Source organism: Streptomyces taklimakanensis (assembly GCF_009709575.1).
Taxonomy (GTDB): Bacteria; Actinomycetota; Actinomycetes; order Streptomycetales; family Streptomycetaceae; genus Streptomyces; species Streptomyces taklimakanensis.
Genome location: NZ_WIXO01000002.1, coordinates 13137 through 32057, shown reverse-complemented (window position 1 = coordinate 32057; position 18921 = coordinate 13137). Strand labels below are relative to the sequence as shown.

The following is an 18921-nucleotide window of genomic DNA, read 5'->3' as shown; positions in this document are numbered from 1 at the left end:
CGGGTCAGGGAGTGTCGCGGGGGGTGTTCTGGTAGGCGGCGATGAACCAGTCGCCGTCCCGCTTGGTCAGGACCCAGATGGCCCGGACGGCGCGCTCCGGGGCGACCTCGGTCTCCCCGGGCGCCAGGATTCCGCCCTGGGTGATGACGACGGCGTTCTCGGGGGAGAGGAACTTCACCGCGAGCGGGGTGCCGGTGACCTGCGTGCCCTTGTACGGTCCGGCGAACGCCGCCGTCATGAAGGCGGCGATGCGCTCGCGCCCGGTCTCGTGGACGCCGGGCAGCACCATGGTGCCGTCCTCGGTGAAGACCTCGGAGAAGGCGGTGCCGTCCTGCGCGGCCCAGGCGGCGATGACGCGTCGCGGCACCGCGGCGACGGCGGCGGCGTCGTCGGCCAGGGCGGAGGGGGTCTCGTGGACGGTGGCGGTCATGTTGGTTCTCCCTGTGTCCGGGGTGGATGGGTACGCGCCCGCGTGCCGCCGCGGGCGGCGGCGGGCGTCAGGAGGGAAGTTCGACGGAGAGCGCGTGGCGGAAGACGTCGCGCGGGTCGTAGCTCTTCTTGACCCTCTGCAGGCGCGCGTAGTTGTCCTTGTAGTAGAGGGTCTGCCAGCCGGTGCCGGAGGTGTTCCAGGCGGGATCGGCCAGGTCCGCGTCGGGGTAGCTGATGTAGGAGCCGTCGTTGACCTCGTCCGGCAGGGGGACGCCGCCGGTCTCGGCGTACACGTCGCGGTAGAAGGAGCGGACCCAGGCGATGTGCAGGTCGTCCTCGTCCGGGGAGGTCCACGCCCCGGTGGAGTAGGAGGCCTTCAGGACCGAGTCGCGCTGGGCCACCGCGGTGGCGTCGGGGGCGACCGCGTTGACCCGGCCGCCGAACCCGGTCAGCACCAGGCAGGCCATGGGGTTGCGGTAGTCGGGGTCCGTCAGGTGGCGGTGGACGGCGGCCAACTGGTGGGGGGTGAAGCCGCGGCGCAGGTAACCGGCCTTGTTCTTGTAGCGGCCCCGGGGGTCGCTGGGCCAGCTGTAGGAGGGCATCCAGGTGTCCATCCAGGACACCACCTGCTCCTGGACCGACACCGGGCCGGTGCCGGAGGTCACCGCGGCGAGGTGCTCCGCCATCAGGTCGGCCGCTCCCGGCACGTCCTCGTCGACGACCGCGGTCATGAAGAACGTCCCGGCGGACCGGTGCAGGACGACGAGGTTGCTCCACAGGTGGCGCGCGGGGGAGTCGGGCGCGCTGTTCTTCTCGTACCAGGAGGCGTAGTTCACCAGGAGCCGGGTGAAGGACTCCTCGTCCAGCGAGTCCCACGACCAGGTGACGTCGGCGCGGCGCATCCGCCGGGGAGCTCGCGGCAGGGCCCGTCCGGGAGAGGTCGGGGCGTCGCCGGGGCTGCGCAGCCAGAAGCGGGTGACCACGCCGAAGTTGCCGCCGCCGCCCCCGGTGTGGGCCCACCACAGGTCGTGGTGCGGATCGTCGGGCTCGCGGGTGGCCACGACCACGCGGACGGTGCCGGACTCGTCGACGGTGACGACCTCGACGGCGTGGAGGTGGTCGACGACCAGGCCGTCGCGCCGCGAGAGGTGCCCGTACCCCCCGCCGCAGACGTGGCCGCCGACACCGACCTCGAAGCAGGTGCCGGCCGGGACGGTCACGCCCCACCCGTCGTGCAGCCGCCGGTAGACCCGGTCGAGGGTGGCGCCGCCCTCGACGGCGAAGGCGCGCATGTCCTCGTCGTAGGAGACGGCCGCCATCGGCGACAGGTCCAGGAGCACCCGGATGTCCGGGGAGGCGGTGAAGTCCTCGAAGCAGTGGCCGCCGCTGCGCACGGCGATCCGGCGGCCGGTGTCGACGGCGTCCTGGACGGCTGCGGCGACCTCGTCGGTGGTGCGCACGAGTCGGACGCACTCCGGCCGCCCGGTGAAGCGGTGGTTGTACCCCTCCACCAGGTCCGGGTAGCGGGCGTCCTGGGGGGTGACGGTCTCCCCGAGGCTCTCATCGGACATGGACGGACTCCTCCCGCGGCACGTTGTGCCTAGAAGGTCACACCCGCCGGGCGGCCGTCACATCTCCCAGGGTGCGGTGTTGGCCGTCCCGGCCTCGGCGTCCTCCGGCGCGGGTGCCCCTACCGGTCGCCGGGCAGGTCGCGCCCGGCCGTCCCGGGCCGCGGCGCCTCCTCCGCCAGGGCCCGGTGGCCCCGCGCGCCGAGCTCCAGGAGCAACCCGAGCTCGACGGGCACGGTGTCGTCCCCCGCGTGCAGTGTCCGGGCCACCGCGCGCAGGCCCGCGACGGTCCGGTCGACGGCGTCGGCGACCGGACCGGCGTTGTGGGCGAGTAGATCGCTGCCGAGCACGGGGTCGGCTCCCGCGGCCGCGACGGCCGAGGACAACTCGTCCCCGGCCAGGCGGAGCAGTTCCGGACCGGCCCCGGCGAGGTTCGCGGCGAGCACGGCCGCGACCACGTAGGGCAGGTGGAGGACGGCCGCCACGGCCCGATCGTGCGCGTCCGGCGTCATGTCGAGGCGGACCGCGCCGCACAACTCCACCAGCGCGGCGACGGTCTCCAGGGCCCACGCGGGGGTGGTCTCGTACGGGCACAGGACCCAGGGGCGCCCGGCGAACCGGGTGGCGTCGGCGCCGGCCCGGCCCGGCGCGTCCGGGCCGGCCAGCGGATGGCCGGGCACGTAGCCCTTCAGGTCGCAGCCGCGCAGCTCCGCCTCGGCGCTGACGATCTCCTTCGTGCCGGCGGTGTCGGTGTAGACGTGGCCCAGCCCCCTGGCCTGCGCCGTGTGCAGGGCGTCGACGACCTCGGAGGGCGGGGTGGCGACGACGACCAGGTCGGCGGGCGGGCCGGCCGCGGTCCAGGGGGTCCCCGACCCGAGGGCCGCCGCCTCGGTGACGGCCTCCGGGTCCCGGTCGACCAGGGTGACCTCGACGCCCCCGGCGGTGAGGGCGAGGGCCACGGAGGTGCCCGTGACGCCGCAGCCGACGATGACGGCGGTGCGCGGGACGGCGGTGGTCACGGGGCCTCCTGGTGGTGCTCGGGGGTGGGGCGGGCGCGGTGGTCGCCGACGCGTCAGCGGTCACGGCGCGGGTGGCCGAACTGGCCGGGCGCGCGGCCCGCGCCGGCCGGACCGCGGTAGGCCTGGGCGATGTCCAGCCAGCGCTCGGCCTCGGCGCCGGTGGCGGTGAGGGAGAGGTCGTCACGGTGGCGGCGCCGGGTGACCAGCAGGCAGAAGTCGTGCGCCGGACCGGTGATCCTGTTCCCGGCGTCCTCGGGGCCGTGGGCCCACACCTCGCCGGCCGGGGAGGTCACCTCGATGCGGAAGGGGTCGGCCGGCGGGGTCAGCCCGCGCGAGAGGTAGCCGAAGTCGCGGGTGAGGAAGGCGAACCGGACGAGGTGGCGCAGCCGCTCGGTGGGCTCGCGGCGCGCGCCGAGCGCGTCGGCGATGTCCTGCCCGTGGCCGAAGATCTCCATGATCCCGGCGGAGGCGAGAACGGCGGGCGGCAGCGGGTTGACCAGCCACGGCACGGTCCGGTCCTCGGGCACGGCGGCGAGGGCGTCGACGGAGCTCTGTCCGAGGGCGCGGAAGCGGGCCAGCAGTTGGGCGGGCGGGAACCGGTTGAACTGCCGCAGGGCGGCGTTCACGGCGCCGTCGAAGTCGCCGGAGGCGCCTTCGGCGATCTTCGCGAAGGCCGCGGGGTCGGAGGCGGCGGTGCCGGCCAGGTGGAAGATGAAGGTCAGGTGGGCGATCTGGTCGGCGATGCTCCAGCCGGGCGCGGGGGTCGGGGTGTTCCAGGCGTCCTCGTCCAGCCCTTCGACCAGGCGGGCGGTCTCCTCGATGTCGGCGGTCAGGTCCTTCAGAACGTCGTTCAGGGTGCTCATGGTCGTGCTCTCCTTCGGTGGGGTCGGATCAGTGCGGGCGGGACGGGACGGGTGGTGCGGGCCGGGACGGGTCCGGGAGCGTGAGGCGGTCGCCGGCACGGACGGCGGCGGTGAGCGCCGCCCAGGAGGCGAGTTCGACCAGCTCCCGGTCGCCGGGGTGGACGGCGCGGAACGCGTCGAGGTCCGCGTCGGTGATCTGGTAGGGGGCGAGGGCGACGAGGAGGGCCAGGCGGACCGCGGGCAGGTGCCCGGCCGCATGGCCGGCGCCGACCTCCTCCAGCCAGGCGCGGCCGGGGCCGGGCGCGGCGCCGTCGCGCGCGGCGAGTTCGGCGCGCACGCTCTCGCGCACGGGTCGGGGGATCCAGCGCTCGGCGGCCCTGTCGACGGCGGCGACGGCTCGGGCCAGCGCGCCGGCGACGGAGGGGCTTGCCTCGGCCCAGCCGAGCTCCGCGGGCAGCGGGGCCGCCGGCAGCAGGTCGAGGGCGGCGCCGGGCGTCACGGCCGTGCCGGCGTCGGGGCGCATGGCCCGGGCGACCGATCGCATCACCGGGCCGCGGCCGGCGGTCGGCGTGGCGGCGGGGACGGGCGAGTCCGGCAGGAACAGTCGGACCATGCGGTTGAGGTAGTGGAAGGTGACGGCGGTGCCGAGCAGTTCGGCGGCCTCGCCGGCGCCGGGGGAACCGGGGGGCTCGGAGGCGCCGGCGCGGGCCCGGCCGACGAGGGCGCGGAGCCCGTCGTCCTCCTCGGCGGGCAGGGTGTCGAGCTTGGCCTGGTGGACCGCGACGCAGTACGGGCAGTCGTTGGCCCGGGACACCGCGGTGGCGACGGCCTCCTTGGCGGCCCGGCTCGCCCGCCCCTCGGCCAGCAGCGTCTCGCGCAGCATCAGCCAGCAGGCGGCCAGGGTCTCGGGGGCCGGCGAGTGCAGCGCCAGGGGTGGCGCGACGATCCCGAACTCGCGCCGGGCCCGGTCGTAGACCTCGGCCACCAGGCCCCGGGCCCCGGCGTGCGGGACGGCCCGGACGTGCCGGATCTGCCGGAGGGATCCTCTCAGCACTGTTCTCACCAGCGGTCGCACCGCCGCCTCCTGGTTCCTCTTCGAGTTGCGTGGAGCAACTGATCGGTCATGGGAAAGTTCTGTGGAGCAACCGACCGGTCGGCGCGGAGCCGAGCGGAAGCGGTCAGGCCCGCGCCGGCTGCTCCCGCCGCAGCAGGGGCAGGACGCCCTTGCGCCCGCCGGTCCGGCCGTTGGGGGCCGGGGCGCCGTAGGTGACCGCCACGCCCCTGAGCCGGGCGGACGCCACGATGCCGGGGATCGCGCGCTCGGCGATCGCCGCGATGGTCATCGCCGGGTTGACGGTGAGGGCGCAGGGGACGGCGGAGCCGTCGGTGACGAAGATGCCGGGGTGGCCGCGGAGTTCGTTGCGGTCGTCGAGCGCGGAGGTGTGGGGGTCGTCGCCCATCCGGCAGGAGGCCAGCGGGTGCACGGTGTAGGCGCCGACCAGGTCGTTGGTCCACGGCATCACCTTGGCCAGGCCGTCCTTCTCCAGGATCTCCTTCACGTCGGCGTCGGACTGCCGCCAGCCGCGCCAGGTGTTCTCCGTCGGCCGGTACGTCAGGTTGCCCCGCCCGAGCATCTGCTGGGAGATGCGGTGCGCGTTGCCGGTCGCCGGCGGCGGGCCGAAGACGCCCTCGTTGTCGTCCTCGGTCATGGAGAAGATGGTGAGCCAGGACTTCCAGTTCCTCAGGATCTCCTTCTTCTCCCTGCCGAACCAGGTGGGGCCGGTCGCGTCGGGCGCCTGGGCGAGGATCGTCCCCAGGCCCGGCGGGAAGTAGAGCTGTTCCAGCGAGTAGCGGGAATACTCGGGCAGCGATCCGTCGAGCCTGTCCCAACTGGCCACGGTGGGGCCCTTGCCGATCGCGTTGGCGCCGTAGGGCGGCAGCCCCTCGCCGCGGGACAGGCCCAGCAGTTCGGCGACCTTGTCCTCGTTGAGGACGGCGGTGTTGAGGCGCTCGCCGTTGCCGGAGAAGTACCGCCCCACGGCGTGCGGCATCCTGCCCAGGTGCGCCTCGCTGCGTTGGAGGATGACGGGGGTCGCGCCGGCGCCGGCGGCCATCACGACGATCTTCGCCTCGATCACGCCGGAGCCGTTCTGCAGGCGGTAGTCCTCGTCGTGGACGATGGTGTAGTGGACCCGGTAGCCGCCCTCCGCGGTCCGCGTCAGGTACTGAACCTCGTGCAGGGGGCGGATCTCGGCGCCGTGGGCGACGGCGGCCGGCAGGTAGTTGGCCGTCAGCGACTGCTTCGCCTCGAAGCGGCACCCGGCCATCATGAAGTTGCAGTTGACGCACTTGGCGTTGTCGATCGCGGCGGCCAGCGGGTTCGCGGTGCGTCCGGCCCGGTGGCAGGCCGCCGCCCACAGCCCTCCCGCGTAGGAGGCGTCGCTCCAGCCCTGCCTGCTGACCGAGAGTGACTCCTCGACCCGGTCGTACCACGGATCGAGGGTGTCGCGGCTGATGGAGCCGGGCCACATGCGGCGGCCGATGCTGCCCCTTCGGTCGAAGACGAATCTCGGGGCACGGGGCATGGCCGCGAAGTAGACGACGCTGCCGCCGCCGACGCAGTTGCCGCCCAGCACGCTCATGCCGTCGCCGACGACGAAGTCGAAGATCCGCGTGTAGGACGAGCCGAGCTTGTAGTCGTGCTCGAAATCCTTGCTCTCCAGCCAGGGACCGCGCTCCAGCACGGTCACCTTGGCTCCGCCCGCGGCCAGGTGGTAGGCGGCGATGGCGCCGCCGAAGCCGCTGCCGATCACCAGGACGTCGGTGCGCTCGATGGCGGCGCTCATGCCGGGCTCCCCGAGGGTGTGGTGGACGGGTGCAGTCGGGCCAGTTCGCGGCCGTAGCCGAAGTTCTGGAAGCGCCACAGGCCGTCGGCGTCGGGCCGGGTGATGCCCATGGCCGCCAGCCCCGGGTGGCCGTCCCGCAGCGCGTCCGCGGTGTGCAGGTGCGCGGCCGAGTCGAAGGCCATGGTGCAGAACAGGGACAGGAGCACCCAGAACTCCTTCTCGGGGTGGCCGGGGCGGGTCAGCCGCGCGACCAGTTCCGTGCGGTCCTCGAACTCCAGGGCCACGAACGGGGGGACCTCCGGGTCGAGCTCCAGGCCGACCTCCTCGGCGTAGGCCCGGGCGTGCTCGTTGACGCGCCGCGCCAGGTCGTCGAGGCCGTCGCTGATGCCGGTGGCGTCCCAGCGCAGCAGTTCCAGTGCTCCCGCGGCGACCGCGCCGCCTCCTGGGGCGGCGCCGGCGACGGCCCGGTCGCCCGGCCAGCGCTTCTCTCCCGGGACGATCGTGTCCGCGTAGGCCTCGAGGGTGAGCGACGCGTCGTCGGCCGCGTCCCTCGTCCGCGCGGCTGCTTCTTCTCGCTGCAACTCGACCTCCGTGGGTGGGGTGGGTTGGGGGCCGCCCGATGGCGTGGGAAGGACGCTAGGACCTGTGAGTCTTTTCAAGCAACTGATTCTCCCGGTTCAGGAGAACAAGAGAGTCCTTTCATGCAACTAGCCGGAGTCGAAGCGGCGCCCGCATCGCCTCGACAAAAAAAACAGGACGACCGCTATGCTCTCCGCGGACATGCTGCCTGTCCGCAGCTCCAGTTATCCGACGGGAATTTGAACGGCGTACCGGAACGCATTTCAATCTCACTTCGGGGGGAAAGTTGGAAAGCACCGACAGAACCCTGGAACTACCGTCCAACTTCACGCACAGGGTACGAGTCGCGGATCTCCTGCCGGCCGACTCGCCGCGTCTGGGCGGCATCGACGAAGCCCATGTGCGACGACTTGCCGAAATATACGCGACACTGCCGCCCGTCCTCGTCCACCGCGCGACGATGCGCGTGGTCGACGGAATGCACCGCATGGCGGCGGCGGACTTGAAGGGACTGGAGACCGTCGAGGTGCAGTACTTCGACGGCGCCGAGGAGGAGTCCTTCCTGCGCGCGGTCGCGGCCAACGTCTCCCACGGGCTGCCACTGTCGACCGAGGACCGCAAGGCGGCGGCCCTGCGGATCCTGGGCACGCACCCGCACCTGTCGGACCGCGCCATCGCGACCTGCGCCGGCCTGGACGCCAAGACCGTGGCCGCCATCCGGCGGCGTTCAGCCGCGGAATCTCCCCGGTCGAACACGCGCACGGGCACCGACGGCAGGGTCCACCCACTGGACCGCACCGCCGAGCGGATGCGCGCCGCGGAGTTGATGACCAGCCGTCCGGACCTCCCGCTGCGGGCCATCGTCAAGGAGACCGGTCTCTCGCTCGGCACCGCGCACGACGTGCGGCAGCGACTGTTGAGGGGCGAGTCGCCGGTGCCCCCCGGACGCCGCGGCCGGGGCGGGGCGCCCGCGCCGGCCCCGGCCGACGCCGCGGCGCCGCCCGGTCCGACGCGTCCCGCGGACGGCCCAAGGCCCCGGCCGGCCGGGCTCGCGGCGGGAACCCCCGGCCCGGTCGGCCGGACCCGCCACTCCTTGGAGACGCTGCGCAGGCTCGCCGCCGACCCGTCCCTGCGCCACTCGGAGTCCGGCCGTCACCTGCTGCGCTGGCTGCACACGCACTTCGTCGTGGACGACGCCTGGCGGCAGCAGGCCGACGCCGTTCCGGCCCACTGCACCGCCACCGTGGCCGAACTCGCCCTGCAGTGCTCCCACACCTGGCGGAGATTCGCCGAGGAACTCTCCCGACGGCGACTCACCGATCTGACACCCGCCCCGGCGCCGCGTGCGACTTCGGGAAATCGAAACTGACGCCACTCAACGACAGGGGGAAATGGTGACAACCGCCATCGAGCGCGCCGTCCGCCGGGTTATCGACGACATGCACGCCAACCTCGGTCAGGAAATCACCATCGACGACATGGCGCGCACCGCCATGTTCAGCAAGTTCCACTTCACCCGGGTGTTCAGGGAAGTGACGGGAACCTCCCCGGGGCGTTTCCTGTCCGCGCTGAGACTGCAGGAGGCCAAACGCCTGCTGCTCGAAACCGATTACAGCGTGGCCGACATCAGCAGTCAGGTGGGATACAGCAGCGTCGGCACGTTCAGTTCACGTTTCAAGGCCTGCGTGGGCGTCTCCCCGAGCATGTTCCGGGCCATGGGCGGATTCACCCCCGAAGTCGGCCGGGAGGAACCGCCCGCGTCCGCCGGATCCCCGCCGCGCGCCACCTTGCGGGGCCGCGTCCAGCTCCCGGAGGACCGTTCCCCCGGATACTGCTTCGTCGGTCTCTTCCCCACACCGGTCCCCCAGGGCCGTCCGGTGTGCTGCGCCGTCCTGAAGGGCCCCGGTGCCTTCGAACTGCCGGACGCCCCCGCGGGGACCTGGTACGTCCTGGTGCACTCCGTCCCCTACGGCCAGGAGCACACGCCCACGGGCGGCGGCCGCGCGGACGTCGTCTCCGTCGGGCGGTACGGCCCCGTCACCGTGCACGCCGACACGCTGTTGATGCCGGCCGACATCGTCCTGCGTCCGCTGGACGCCCTGGACCCGCCCGTGCTGACGGCCCTGCTCGACATGCGCACCACCGCGCTGGAGGCCGTGGCGGGCTGACACCCCCGAAAACGCGAGCCGGCCGCGGGCACCGCCCGCGGCCGGCTCGCGCCCGCGCCTCACCGCGCCACCCGGACCGTCATCGGCAGTCCGCCGCGCATCCGCAGGGACATCATCGGCTCGGCGACGCCCTCGTGCCCGGGGACGGGGGTCAGGTCCAGGTCCCGGGTGACCAGGGCCGTCACGAACACGGCCTCCATCATCCCGAGGCCGCTGCCGACGCAGAACCGCGGCCCCGCGCCGAAGGGGATGTACGCGTAGCGCGAGCGGTGCGCGGAGCGCTCCGGGTCGAAGCGCTCCGGGTCGAAGCGCTCCGGAGCCTCCCACAGGTCCGGATGACGGTGCAGCGTGTACGGGCAGATGAGCACGTCGGACCCGGCCGGCACCGCGTACCCGCCGACCTCGTCGTCCCGCCGGGCGACGCGCGGCAGGATCCACACCGGCGGGTACAGACGCATGGCCTCCTGCACCACCTGCGCGGTGTACACCAGCCGGTGGAGGTCCTCCGCCTCCGGGAGCCGGCCGCCGGCCAGCACCGCGCGGGCCTCCTCGCGCACCCGGTCGCGGACGCGGGGGTGGCGGGCCAGTGACAGCAGGGTCCAGCCCAGCGTGCTCGCCGTCGTCTCGTGCCCGGCCAGCAGCAGGGTGATCAGCTCGTCCCGCAGGAGCCGCCGCCCGACGGCCGGATCGCGGTGCCCGCGCGCGGCGAGGATCATCCGGGAGAGCGCGTCGTCGGCGTCCTCGCCGCCGGCCGCGCGGAGGTCGTGGTCGGCCACCAGTTCGTCGGCGATCCGGACCAACTCCCGGCGGGCCCGGCGGAACCGCCGCTGGGTCGCCAACGGCACCCACGTCGGCACCAGGCTCTGCGTGACCATGTCGAACATCGCCTGGTCCTGGACGGCCTCGAAGGCGTGCGCGATGCCGCCGTACTCCTCCAGGTCGGCGTTCATCAGGGCCCGGCCCAGCACTCCGAGGGTGAGGCCGGTGACCTCCTTCAGGACGTCGACGGGCCCGCCGCCGGCGCGCCCGCGCAGCAGGTCCACCAGTTTCGCGGACTCCTCGGCCACAGCACCGGCCTGGGCGGCGATCCGTCCGGGCCGGAACGCCGGCCGGACGGCGCGACGCTGGGCGCGCCACAGTTCGCCCTCGCTGGTGAGCAGACCGTCGCCGAGCACCTTGCGGGACTCCACCAGGCCGATGCCCTTGCGGTAGTTGGAGGCGTTGTCGGCCAGCACGTGCTTGGCGTAGTCGGGCCGGTTGAAGACGTACATCCTCTTCGGTCCGATGGACACCCGCACGGCGTCGGAGAGCTCCGCCGCGTCCCGCATCATGCCGAGCCGGTCGACCGCCAGCTTGCGCAGCAGACCGGGCAGGGCCCGCACGGGCGGGCCGGGCGGTCGGACGCCCGTGCCACGCCCGCGCGCCCCCCGGCCGCGGACCGCCGCGAGGGGGTGGGCGCTCATTCCGCGCCTCCGTGCGTCCGGTCGGCGAGCCGCCGGAAGCGTCCCCGGTGGAACACCAACGGCTCACGGTCCGGCAGCTCGGCCAGGGAGAGCACCCGGCCCATGTGGACGGTGTGGTCGCCCCCGTCGTAGGCACGCCACTTCGCGCACTCGAAGTGCGCCACCGCGCCGGTGAGCAGCGGGGCCCCGGACGCGCCGGGCAGCCAGTCCACGGTGTCGAACTGCCTGGCGCCCATCGGCCGCGAGCGGTCGGCGAAGTGCCGGGCCACGTCCTCCTGTTCGGCGCCGAGGACCGACACCGCGAAGGTGTCGGCCTCGGCGAGCACGCGGTGCATGACGGCGTCCTTGCCCACGCACAGCAGCACCAGGGCCGGATCCAGCGACACGGAGGTGAAGGAGTTGGCGGTCATGCCCCGGGGCGAGGCCCCGCCGACCGTCACCACCGTCACGCCGGTGGCGAAGGCGCCGAAGACTCGCCGCAGTCGCGCGGTGTCGTCGACACCGGCGCCCACGTCGGCGTGCGCGCCGGTGCCCACGGGCGGTGACGCGACGGCGGTGCTCATGCCGCCCTCCCCGCCAGGACCCGGCCCCGTGCGGCGTACGGCTCCAGGGCGCGGGCCAGGGAGGCGGGGACGACCGAGGGCACGGTGTTGGTGTTCGGGCCGCGCATACAGGCGATCCGCTGCCGGCCCCGCGCCACGAGGACCTCGGCGCCGTCGGTCACCTTGACGTAGTCGAAGGTGAACTCCAGCTGCGTCTGCCCCAGCTCCGACAGCCGCATCCGGATGGACAGCTCGTCGAAGGCCGTGATCTCGGCGAAGAACTCGCAGTCCACCTTCAGGGTGAACAGCTTGAGGTCGTCCTGCACCTCGGCCAGCACGTCCGGCGCCTTCTGCTGCAGGAACAGCTCCCGGCACCGGCCCTGCCAGCGCAAGTAGTTGACGTAGTACACGTTCCCGACGAGGTTGGTCTCCTCGAAGCCGACCGTGTGCCGGTACTCGAAGTAGTCTGCCGTCATTTTCCGGTGCCATCCTTCCTGTCGTCCGTCTCGTGCGTCAGGAACGCGAAGACGGCGGGTTCCAGGGCGTTGAGCAGTGACGTGACGAAGGTCGCGATCCGCAGCCCGCCCGTGGCGAAGACCACCCAGGCGTCCTCGCCGCGGGGCAGCACCGTCAGGGGCGCTCCCGCCATGACGCCCGCCTTCCTCAGGCATTCGACGGTGCTCCACACCCGGGTGGCGGCCGTGTCGGGAGCCTCCCCGGTCTCCTTGGCGACCAGCTCCGCAACGGCCGCGTGCTCACCGAGCAGGCCCTCCCACTCGGCCGCCGGGCGCATGCTGACCGCCTCGACGTCGCAGGCCACCTCGGTGTCGGCGACGACACCGAGGGTGACCCCCAGGCTGTGGGCGGCCGACACGTACCGGTCCCCGTCGATCTCCGGGCGCCCGTCGGGACGGTGGCGCACCGTCACCGGGCCCCCCAGGGTCCGGGAGGTCGCGGTCGCGGTGAACGCGCGGCGCTCGGCGGCGGAGCCGGCCGGTGCGTCGCCGTGCGGCTCGACCGCCACCGCGACACGGGCGCCGAGCACGTCCTCCAGCGTCCGCTCCAGGTACGGGCCCAGCAGCGGGGCGACCCAGGGCCCGGAACCGTCGCCCTTGCGCACCGCCTGGAGGGTCAGGCCCTCCCAGCGCTCGACGACGGTGCCGTCGGCGTCGCGGACCGCGACGTCGTACACGTAGGTGTCGCCGTCGCGGCTGCGCTCGACCGCGCAGTAGCGCAGCTCCTCCGGGAGGTCCGGGCCGGCGCCGAGCGGGTGGATGCGCTCGACCCCCGAGGGCAGCAGGGTGGCGTCGGGGACGCACACCTGGTTGCCGTGCATCAGCGCGTCGCGCATTCCGGGGTCGGCCAACAGCAGCTCGCCGGGGAGGAAGCCGGCGAACCAACCCTCCGGCCCCCGCACCGCCACGTCCGCGTCCACGTGGCGCGCCGCGGCCCGGTGGAAACGGCGCAGCCGCCGGAAGCGCTCCCCCTGGAAGAGGACGCCGCCGTACAGGTCGGCCGCCGGGTCCAGGGGGACCGGTGGGGTGCCGGCGGCGGTCTGCAGGGGCGGCCCGTCCGGCGCGGTGGCGCCGGAGTAGACCAGCCGGGCCCGGAAGTGCTCCGCCACGAAACCGGTGTCCTCGGCGTGGACGGCGACGTCGACGGTGTCGGCGCCGGTGACGGTCGCGGCGACGCGGATCGTGGTGCCGCCGTTCGGCGGGACCACGATGGGCCGCAGGAAGCGCGCGTCCTCGATCACCGGCGTCCCGGTCCACCCGGTGACCGCGGCGCCGACCTGCACCATGGCTTCCATGCCCATGACAGCCGGCATCAGGAGGTTGCCGTCCAGCAGGTGGTCGGCCAGATACGGGTCGGTGCCCGCGTTCAGTTCGACCTCGGTGACCAGCTCCACCCCGTGGTAGCGGATCAGCGGGTTGCCGGTGAACCGCAGCAGCGGCAGGGCCGGCAGGTCGCGGCGCACCGTCTCGATGCCCTCGGTACGGCCGCTGACGACCGTCACCACGGGCGCGTCCGGGTCGGAGATCAGCCGCAGCAGGATCTCCACGCCCCGGTCCGGGGAGACCGGGGTGATGCCCTCGCGGGACAGGGACTCGACGACCGAGAGCTTCTCGCCCATGCCGACTCCGGACCACACCGACCACTCCACGCAGCGGGCGCGGACCTGCGGGTGGCTGCGGGCGATGTCCTCGGTGAGGTCGGCCAGCCACTCGTTGGCGGTGGCGTAGTGGGCCTCGCCCCGCAGTCCGGCGCGGCCGATGATGCTGCCGAAGGTGACCAGCAACTTCAGGTCGCCGGGCCCGACCGCGTCCAGCACGTTCCGCAGGCCGCCCACCTTGGGCGCGAAGGTGCGGCGGAAGTCGTCCGGCTCCAGCGCGTGCAGCGGGCCCGGCTCGTTGCGCCCGGCACCGTGCAGCAGACCGGTGACCGGCCCCAGCTCCCGCTCCAGTTCGGCGACGGCGGCGCGGACCTGTTCCGGATCGGTGACGTCGGCGCGCGCGTAGCGCACGGTGACGCCGCTGTCGGCCATCCGCGCCAGGTTGTCGGCCAGCTCCCGGTCCGAGGCGGGATCGGAGCGGCCCAGCACAGCGAGCCGCGCACCGGTGTCCAGGGCGACCGCCAGGGCGCACTCGGCGGAGATGCCCTTGCCGCCACCGGTCACCAACAGGACGTCCGAGGCCCCCAGGGGCGAGTCGGCGCGTTCCGCGGCCACGGGCAGGGCACGCAGCGTCGGTACGCGACGCACCCCGTCGGCGTCGTAGTGGACCTCGGTGAACCGGGTGGTCGCGGCCACCTCGGCCACGACCCGCTCGACCAGGCCGTCCGTCGGCGGGGTGTGCACGATGGTCGTGCGCAGGTGGGGCGCCTCCTGGTGGAGCGTCTTGGCCAGTCCGGCCGCGCCCCGGCCGTCCTGCACCAGGACGAAGCGCCGGTCGCGCTCCCCCGCCAGGGCGCTCTTCGCGCCGGCGAGCGCCTGCTCGACCTGTTCCGGGGAGCAGTCCGCCGGCAGGCGGACCAGCACGCCGGAGCCGACCCCGGCGCGCTGGAGCGCGTCGCGCAGCTCCCGCGCCGCCCGGTCCTCGACCGGCGCGAACAGCTCCCAGCCGCCGTCGCCCTCGGCCGCGGCGGCCGGGGGCAGGGGCACCTCGTCCAGATCGACGGAGAACGGGCGGGCCCAGGGCGCGGCGCCCGTGACCACGGGGGCGTCCGTCGCGCCGGGCTCCTCGCCGCCGGTGCGCACCAGCGTCTCCAGGGCCTCGGCGAGCTCGGCGAGGGTCGCGGTGGCGAAGTTGGTCGGCACCCGTGCCGCGGCGATGCCCAGACGGGAGGCGGCCTGGTTGACGATCTGACCGACCGTGATGGAGCTCATGTGCAGGTCGTCCAGGAGCCGGCTGTCCTCGGCGACGAGGTCGGCGGGCAGCTCGGCCCGCTCGGCGACGAGACCGCGCAGCACCTCCAGGGTCGAGGCGCCGCCCGACCCCTCCGGTTCCGCGTCGGCGGTCCCGGCGTCCGGTACCGAGGCCGGCACCGAGGCCGGAGTCGGGGCCTGGGCCTGGGCCGGGGCCGGGGCCGGGGCCGGGGCCGGGTCGGCAGCCGCCCCGGCCGGGGAGGGCCGGCCGGCGGGCAGGGCCACCCGCGGGGCCTGCTCGCAGGGGTTGGCCAGGAAGTCGAACTCCTGGCCCACCTCCAGCGGCCGGATCAGCCGGTCCTGGAAGAGCCGCTCGTGGGCGACGGGCGCGCCGACGACGTAGGCGGCGCCGACCACCCCCAGGAGCCCCCGCAGCGACTCGTCGTCGGTGTCCAGCGCGACGGACGGGACGCCGGTGGCCGCCGCGGCCAGCGAACTCAGCACCCGGCCCGGGCCGACCTCGACGAACAGGTCGACCTCCCGGGCGGCCGCGGTGACCGCCTGGGTGAACAGCACGGGGTCGGTGATCTGACGCCGCAACAGCCCGGCCAGGTCCGTGTCCCGTGCCAGCTCCCCGCCGGTGACGGTGGAGACCACCCGGGCGCCGACCTCGCCGAAGCGGACGCCGGCGAGCCAGTCGCCGAAGGCGTCGGCGGCCGGCGCCACCAGCGGGGAGTGGAAGGCGTGGGACACGGCGAGCCTGGTGCAGCCGACCCCCGCCGCGGCGGCGCGGCCGGCCACCTCCTCGACCGCGTCGACCGGTCCGGCCACGACGGTCTGCTCGGGGCCGTTGTACCCGGCGACGACCACGGGCAGCCCGTCGGTGAGCCGTTCGGCCTCCTGCGGGGCGGCCGCCAGCGAGGCCATGGTGCCCGAGGCGCTGTGCTCGGCCATCGCGCGGCCGCGGACCCGGGCCGCCTCCAGCAGGGTCTCCTCGTCGAGCGCGCCGGCCCAGTGCAGGGCGGACAGCTCGCCCAGGCTGTGGCCCAGGGCGACGGTCGCCTCCACCCGCAGGGCGTCCAGGACGCGCAGACCGGCCGCCGAGCCGGTGGCGATGCGCGGCTGGGCCACGTCGGTGGCCACCATGTCGCCGGCGGTGGGCAGACCGGCGGCGTCGTGGACTTCCGCCGCCTCGGGGAAGCGGCGGCGCAGCGCCCCGCCCCCGGTGCCCCTCCCCGATCCCTGCCCGGGGAAGAGGAAGCCGATCCGGCCGCGGCCGGTGGCGTGCCCCAGGAAACCGCGGCCGTCGGGGGTGAAGTGCGTGGTCTCTCCCGCGTCGAGGGCGTCGGCCAGGTTCCGCAGCCGGCGCTCGGCGTCCTCCGGGGAGGAGGCCACGACCGCGGCGCGGTGCGGCAGACCCCGCAGCTCGCCCTGGAGCGTGGCGGCCAGGTCGGCGACCTGCGCGTAGGAGACCCGCGCCACGAAGTCGGCGACCTCGACGAGCCGGGCGCGCAGGCTCTTCGGGGAGCCGCCCTCGACCAGCAGCAGTTCGCAGTCCTGCGCGGAGCGCGCCAGCGCGATGGAGCGGCGGTCGGGCGCCGTGCGCCGGCGGGTGGCGGGCTCGTCCAGCACGACGTGGGTGTTGATCCCGCCGAAGCCCATGGCGGTGACGCCCGCCCGCCGCGGCGCGTCCTGCGGCCAGGCCTCGGCGGTGCGCAGGGCCCGCAGGTTGGCCTGCTCGCCGGTGAGCAGCTCGTGCGGGTCGACGCAGCCGATGGCCGGGGGCAGGATCCGGCGGTCGACGGCCATCGCCGACTTGATCAGACCCGCGATGCCGGCCGCCGCCTTGGTGTGGCCGATCATGCCCTTGATGGAGGTGATGGCCGCGACCGGGGCGTCGGGGTTCGCCGCGGCCCTGGCGCCCGTCAGGGCGGACAGCTCGGTGCGGTCGCCGACCGCGGTGCCGGTGCCGTGGCCCTCGAACAGCGAGACGGTGTCGATGCCGAATCCGGCCCGCTCGTACGCCCTGCGCAGGGCGAGCCGGTAGCCGTCGACCTCGGGGCGGGTGATGCCGCCCTGGCCGTCGGAGGAGACGCCCCAGCCCGCGATCGTCGCGTAGACGCGGTGGTTGCCCGCCAGGGCGTCCTCCTCGCGCATCAGAACGACCATGCCGCAGCCCTCGCCGGGCCAGAAGCCGTTGGAACCGCGGTCGTACAGGCGCATCTCGCCCTTGGCCAGGGCGCCGGTCTTGGCGAACCCGATGATCTCGAACGGGTCGATCGACAGGTCCACCCCGCCCGCCACGGCGACGTCGATGTCACCGCTGAGCAGCGAGGTGCCGGCCGTGGTGACCGACAGCAGCGACGAGGAGCAGGCGCCGTCGACGGTGTAGCCGCCACCGCCCAGGTCGAAGTGGTTGCAGATCCGGCCGGCGATGGTGTTGGCCAGACCGCCGGCCAGGGTGTCCTCGTCGACGGCCGGGAACGGCTCCTTGTAGGCGGTCTCGACGTCGGCCAGGAAGTCCGCGATCCGCTCGTCGTCCCAGTCCTGACCCCTGAGCGCCTCGGCCATGACGCGGCGCACGTACGGCCAGCGCAGCCGCATCACGTTGGCGCGGGCGAACTCGCCGGTGAGGGTGTTGCCGATCACGACACCGGTGCGTTCGCGGGGGAGTCCCCCGCCCTCGGCGAACCCGGCGTCGGCCAGGGCCCGCCCGGCGGTCTCCAGGGCGAGCCAGTGGGTGAGGTCGGTCGAGCGGTAGGTGCTGCCCGCGATCCGGTGGGCGACCCGGTCGAACTCGTACCCCTCCAGCACCGCGGCGTTGCGCGCGTAGAAGCGGTCGGGTGCGGCGGGGTCCGCGTCCCAGTAGTCCTCCAGGCGCATGCGCACGTCGGGCAGCCGGCGGAAGGCACGGCGTCCGGCGACGGCGTTGTCCCACAGCTGTCCGGGGTCGGCGGCGTCGGGGTAGCGGCAGGCCATGCCGACGATGGCGATCCTGGTCACGCCGCCACCCCGACCTTCTCCGGCGCGTTCTTCGCGGCGGGCTCGGCCGGGCAGGCGCACTCGCCGACGCAGCCGCCCGCGCACTGCGCGGCGGTGAGCCGGTCGAGGGTCGGCTGCTCGGTGGTCGGTTGCTCCGGGGTCCGCCCGACGGTCAGGTCCGCCCGCTCGCGCGCCGGGGTGTGCCTCCTGTCCAGGATGTCGACCGTCCACAGGTGGACGCCGCGGACGAGGCACACCAGGGCGGTGGCGAAGAAGATGCCGTAGGCGACGCCGAGCGCGGTCAGCACGCCGTACGCGGCCGCCACGCCGCCGCCGAAGGCGATCTGGCCCCACTTGGAGGACGGGGTGGTCCCCGGGTCGGTGATCATGTAGTTCGTGAAGAGCACGAACGCCACGCCGGTCATCATCGCCAGGGCCGCGGGGATGGAGGTGCCGAACAGCAGACCGCGGACGACGGCCTGCAGCGCGTAGCCGGCCACCCAGGCGAGGATCAGCCACATCCGCTCGGTGAGCTTGGCGTTGAGCATCGTGCCGAGGGTGATGATGATGGCCGGGACGAGCCAGTCGAAGCCGCCGTCGAGGTACTCGGTGAAGTGGTAGGGCGGGGCGATGCTCGCCCACGGGAAGAGCAGCAGGATGACGGCGATGCCGAAGTTCGACGGGTTCATGAAGTGCCGCATCCGGCCGCGCACCGGCGCGCGCAGCACCCACTTGGTGCCGACGGCGACGATGACGCCGAACACCATGACCCAGACCAGGTCGTTGACGTAGGTGAGCATGTTGACCGCCAGGGCGGTGATGTGGGCCGGGTAGAGGAACTCCACCAGCCCGCGGAAGCCGTTGCCGCGGAACCGGGGCGCCCGGCCCTCGGAGCGGGCGCCGACCGCCTCCAGGGCCACCTCCAGCGTGTAGGCGGTGGCCAGGGCGATGAACGGCCAGGTCCACGGTTGTTCGAAGCCGAGGACGGTGTAGCCGAAGATGTTGAGCACGGAGATCGAGATCGCGAACCGGCGCAGGGCGGTGACGACCTTCGGGTTGTGGCGCGGAGCGGCCGGCGCCTTCTGCTGTGCGGACATG

Annotated in this window: 14 protein-coding genes; 2 read left to right on the top strand and 12 right to left on the bottom strand. The window is 74.0% G+C overall.

What is annotated here, in order from left to right:
* Positions 1-4 precede the first annotated feature (4 nt).
* From F0L17_RS26120 to F0L17_RS26090, 7 genes are all read right to left on the bottom strand, one after another.
* Positions 5-430 (bottom strand): SgcJ/EcaC family oxidoreductase, encoded by a 426-nt coding sequence (locus F0L17_RS26120; protein WP_155074229.1) that lies wholly within the window; start codon positions 428-430, stop codon positions 5-7.
* A gap of 67 nt (positions 431-497) precedes the next feature.
* A complete protein-coding gene (locus tag F0L17_RS26115; protein ID WP_155074228.1) occupies positions 498-2000 on the bottom strand; it encodes an FAD-binding oxidoreductase in 1503 nt (500 codons plus the stop codon).
* Positions 2001-2119: 119 nt separating this feature from the next.
* On the bottom strand, positions 2120-3016 hold the full coding sequence (locus tag F0L17_RS26110) for a prephenate dehydrogenase/arogenate dehydrogenase family protein (protein WP_162466906.1): 897 nt from the start codon (positions 3014-3016) through the stop codon (positions 2120-2122).
* Between the two features lie 53 nt (positions 3017-3069).
* Entirely contained in the window at positions 3070-3879 is an 810-nt protein-coding gene (locus F0L17_RS26105) for a TIGR03084 family metal-binding protein (protein ID WP_155074226.1), read from the bottom strand.
* A 28-nt stretch (positions 3880-3907) separates the two neighbouring features.
* On the bottom strand, positions 3908-4954 hold the full coding sequence (locus F0L17_RS26100) for a carboxymuconolactone decarboxylase family protein (protein WP_162466905.1): 1047 nt from the start codon (positions 4952-4954) through the stop codon (positions 3908-3910).
* Positions 4955-5057: 103 nt separating this feature from the next.
* Positions 5058-6725, bottom strand: coding sequence for an FAD-dependent oxidoreductase (locus tag F0L17_RS26095; RefSeq protein WP_155074225.1), 1668 nt, complete (start codon positions 6723-6725; stop codon positions 5058-5060).
* Positions 6722-7306 (bottom strand): DUF5987 family protein, encoded by a 585-nt coding sequence (locus F0L17_RS26090; RefSeq protein ID WP_155074224.1) that lies wholly within the window; start codon positions 7304-7306, stop codon positions 6722-6724. The genes F0L17_RS26095 and F0L17_RS26090 overlap by 4 nt, the downstream gene beginning before the upstream one ends.
* Before the next feature lie 398 nt (positions 7307-7704).
* On the opposite strand from F0L17_RS26090, the gene F0L17_RS26085 reads away from it, so the two are divergent.
* A complete protein-coding gene (locus F0L17_RS26085) occupies positions 7705-8673 on the top strand; it encodes a transcriptional regulator (RefSeq protein WP_338018291.1) in 969 nt (322 codons plus the stop codon).
* Between the two features lie 22 nt (positions 8674-8695).
* A complete protein-coding gene (locus F0L17_RS26080; protein ID WP_155074222.1) occupies positions 8696-9472 on the top strand; it encodes a helix-turn-helix domain-containing protein in 777 nt (258 codons plus the stop codon).
* Positions 9473-9531: 59 nt separating this feature from the next.
* On the opposite strand, the gene F0L17_RS26075 is transcribed toward F0L17_RS26080, so the two are convergent.
* The 5 genes from F0L17_RS26075 to F0L17_RS26055 are packed head-to-tail and all read right to left on the bottom strand — an operon-like array spanning position 9532 to position 18920.
* The gene (locus F0L17_RS26075) at positions 9532-10935 is read right to left on the bottom strand and encodes a cytochrome P450 (RefSeq protein ID WP_155074221.1); all 1404 of its coding nucleotides are present in this window, start codon (positions 10933-10935) and stop codon (positions 9532-9534) included.
* Positions 10932-11498: a flavin reductase family protein gene (locus F0L17_RS26070; protein WP_155074220.1), complete on the bottom strand. Its 567-nt coding sequence runs from the start codon at positions 11496-11498 to the stop codon at positions 10932-10934. The genes F0L17_RS26075 and F0L17_RS26070 overlap by 4 nt, the downstream gene beginning before the upstream one ends.
* Positions 11495-11953, bottom strand: a complete 459-nt coding sequence (locus F0L17_RS26065; protein ID WP_155074219.1) for an acyl-CoA thioesterase — start codon at positions 11951-11953, stop codon at positions 11495-11497. Before F0L17_RS26065 ends, F0L17_RS26070 begins: the two co-directional genes overlap by 4 nt.
* Positions 11950-17844: an SDR family NAD(P)-dependent oxidoreductase gene (locus tag F0L17_RS26060; protein ID WP_162466904.1), complete on the bottom strand. Its 5895-nt coding sequence runs from the start codon at positions 17842-17844 to the stop codon at positions 11950-11952. Before F0L17_RS26060 ends, F0L17_RS26065 begins: the two co-directional genes overlap by 4 nt.
* On the bottom strand, positions 17841-18920 hold the full coding sequence (locus tag F0L17_RS26055; protein WP_155074218.1) for an enediyne biosynthesis protein: 1080 nt from the start codon (positions 18918-18920) through the stop codon (positions 17841-17843). The genes F0L17_RS26060 and F0L17_RS26055 overlap by 4 nt, the downstream gene beginning before the upstream one ends.
* Position 18921: the final 1 nt, after the last annotated feature.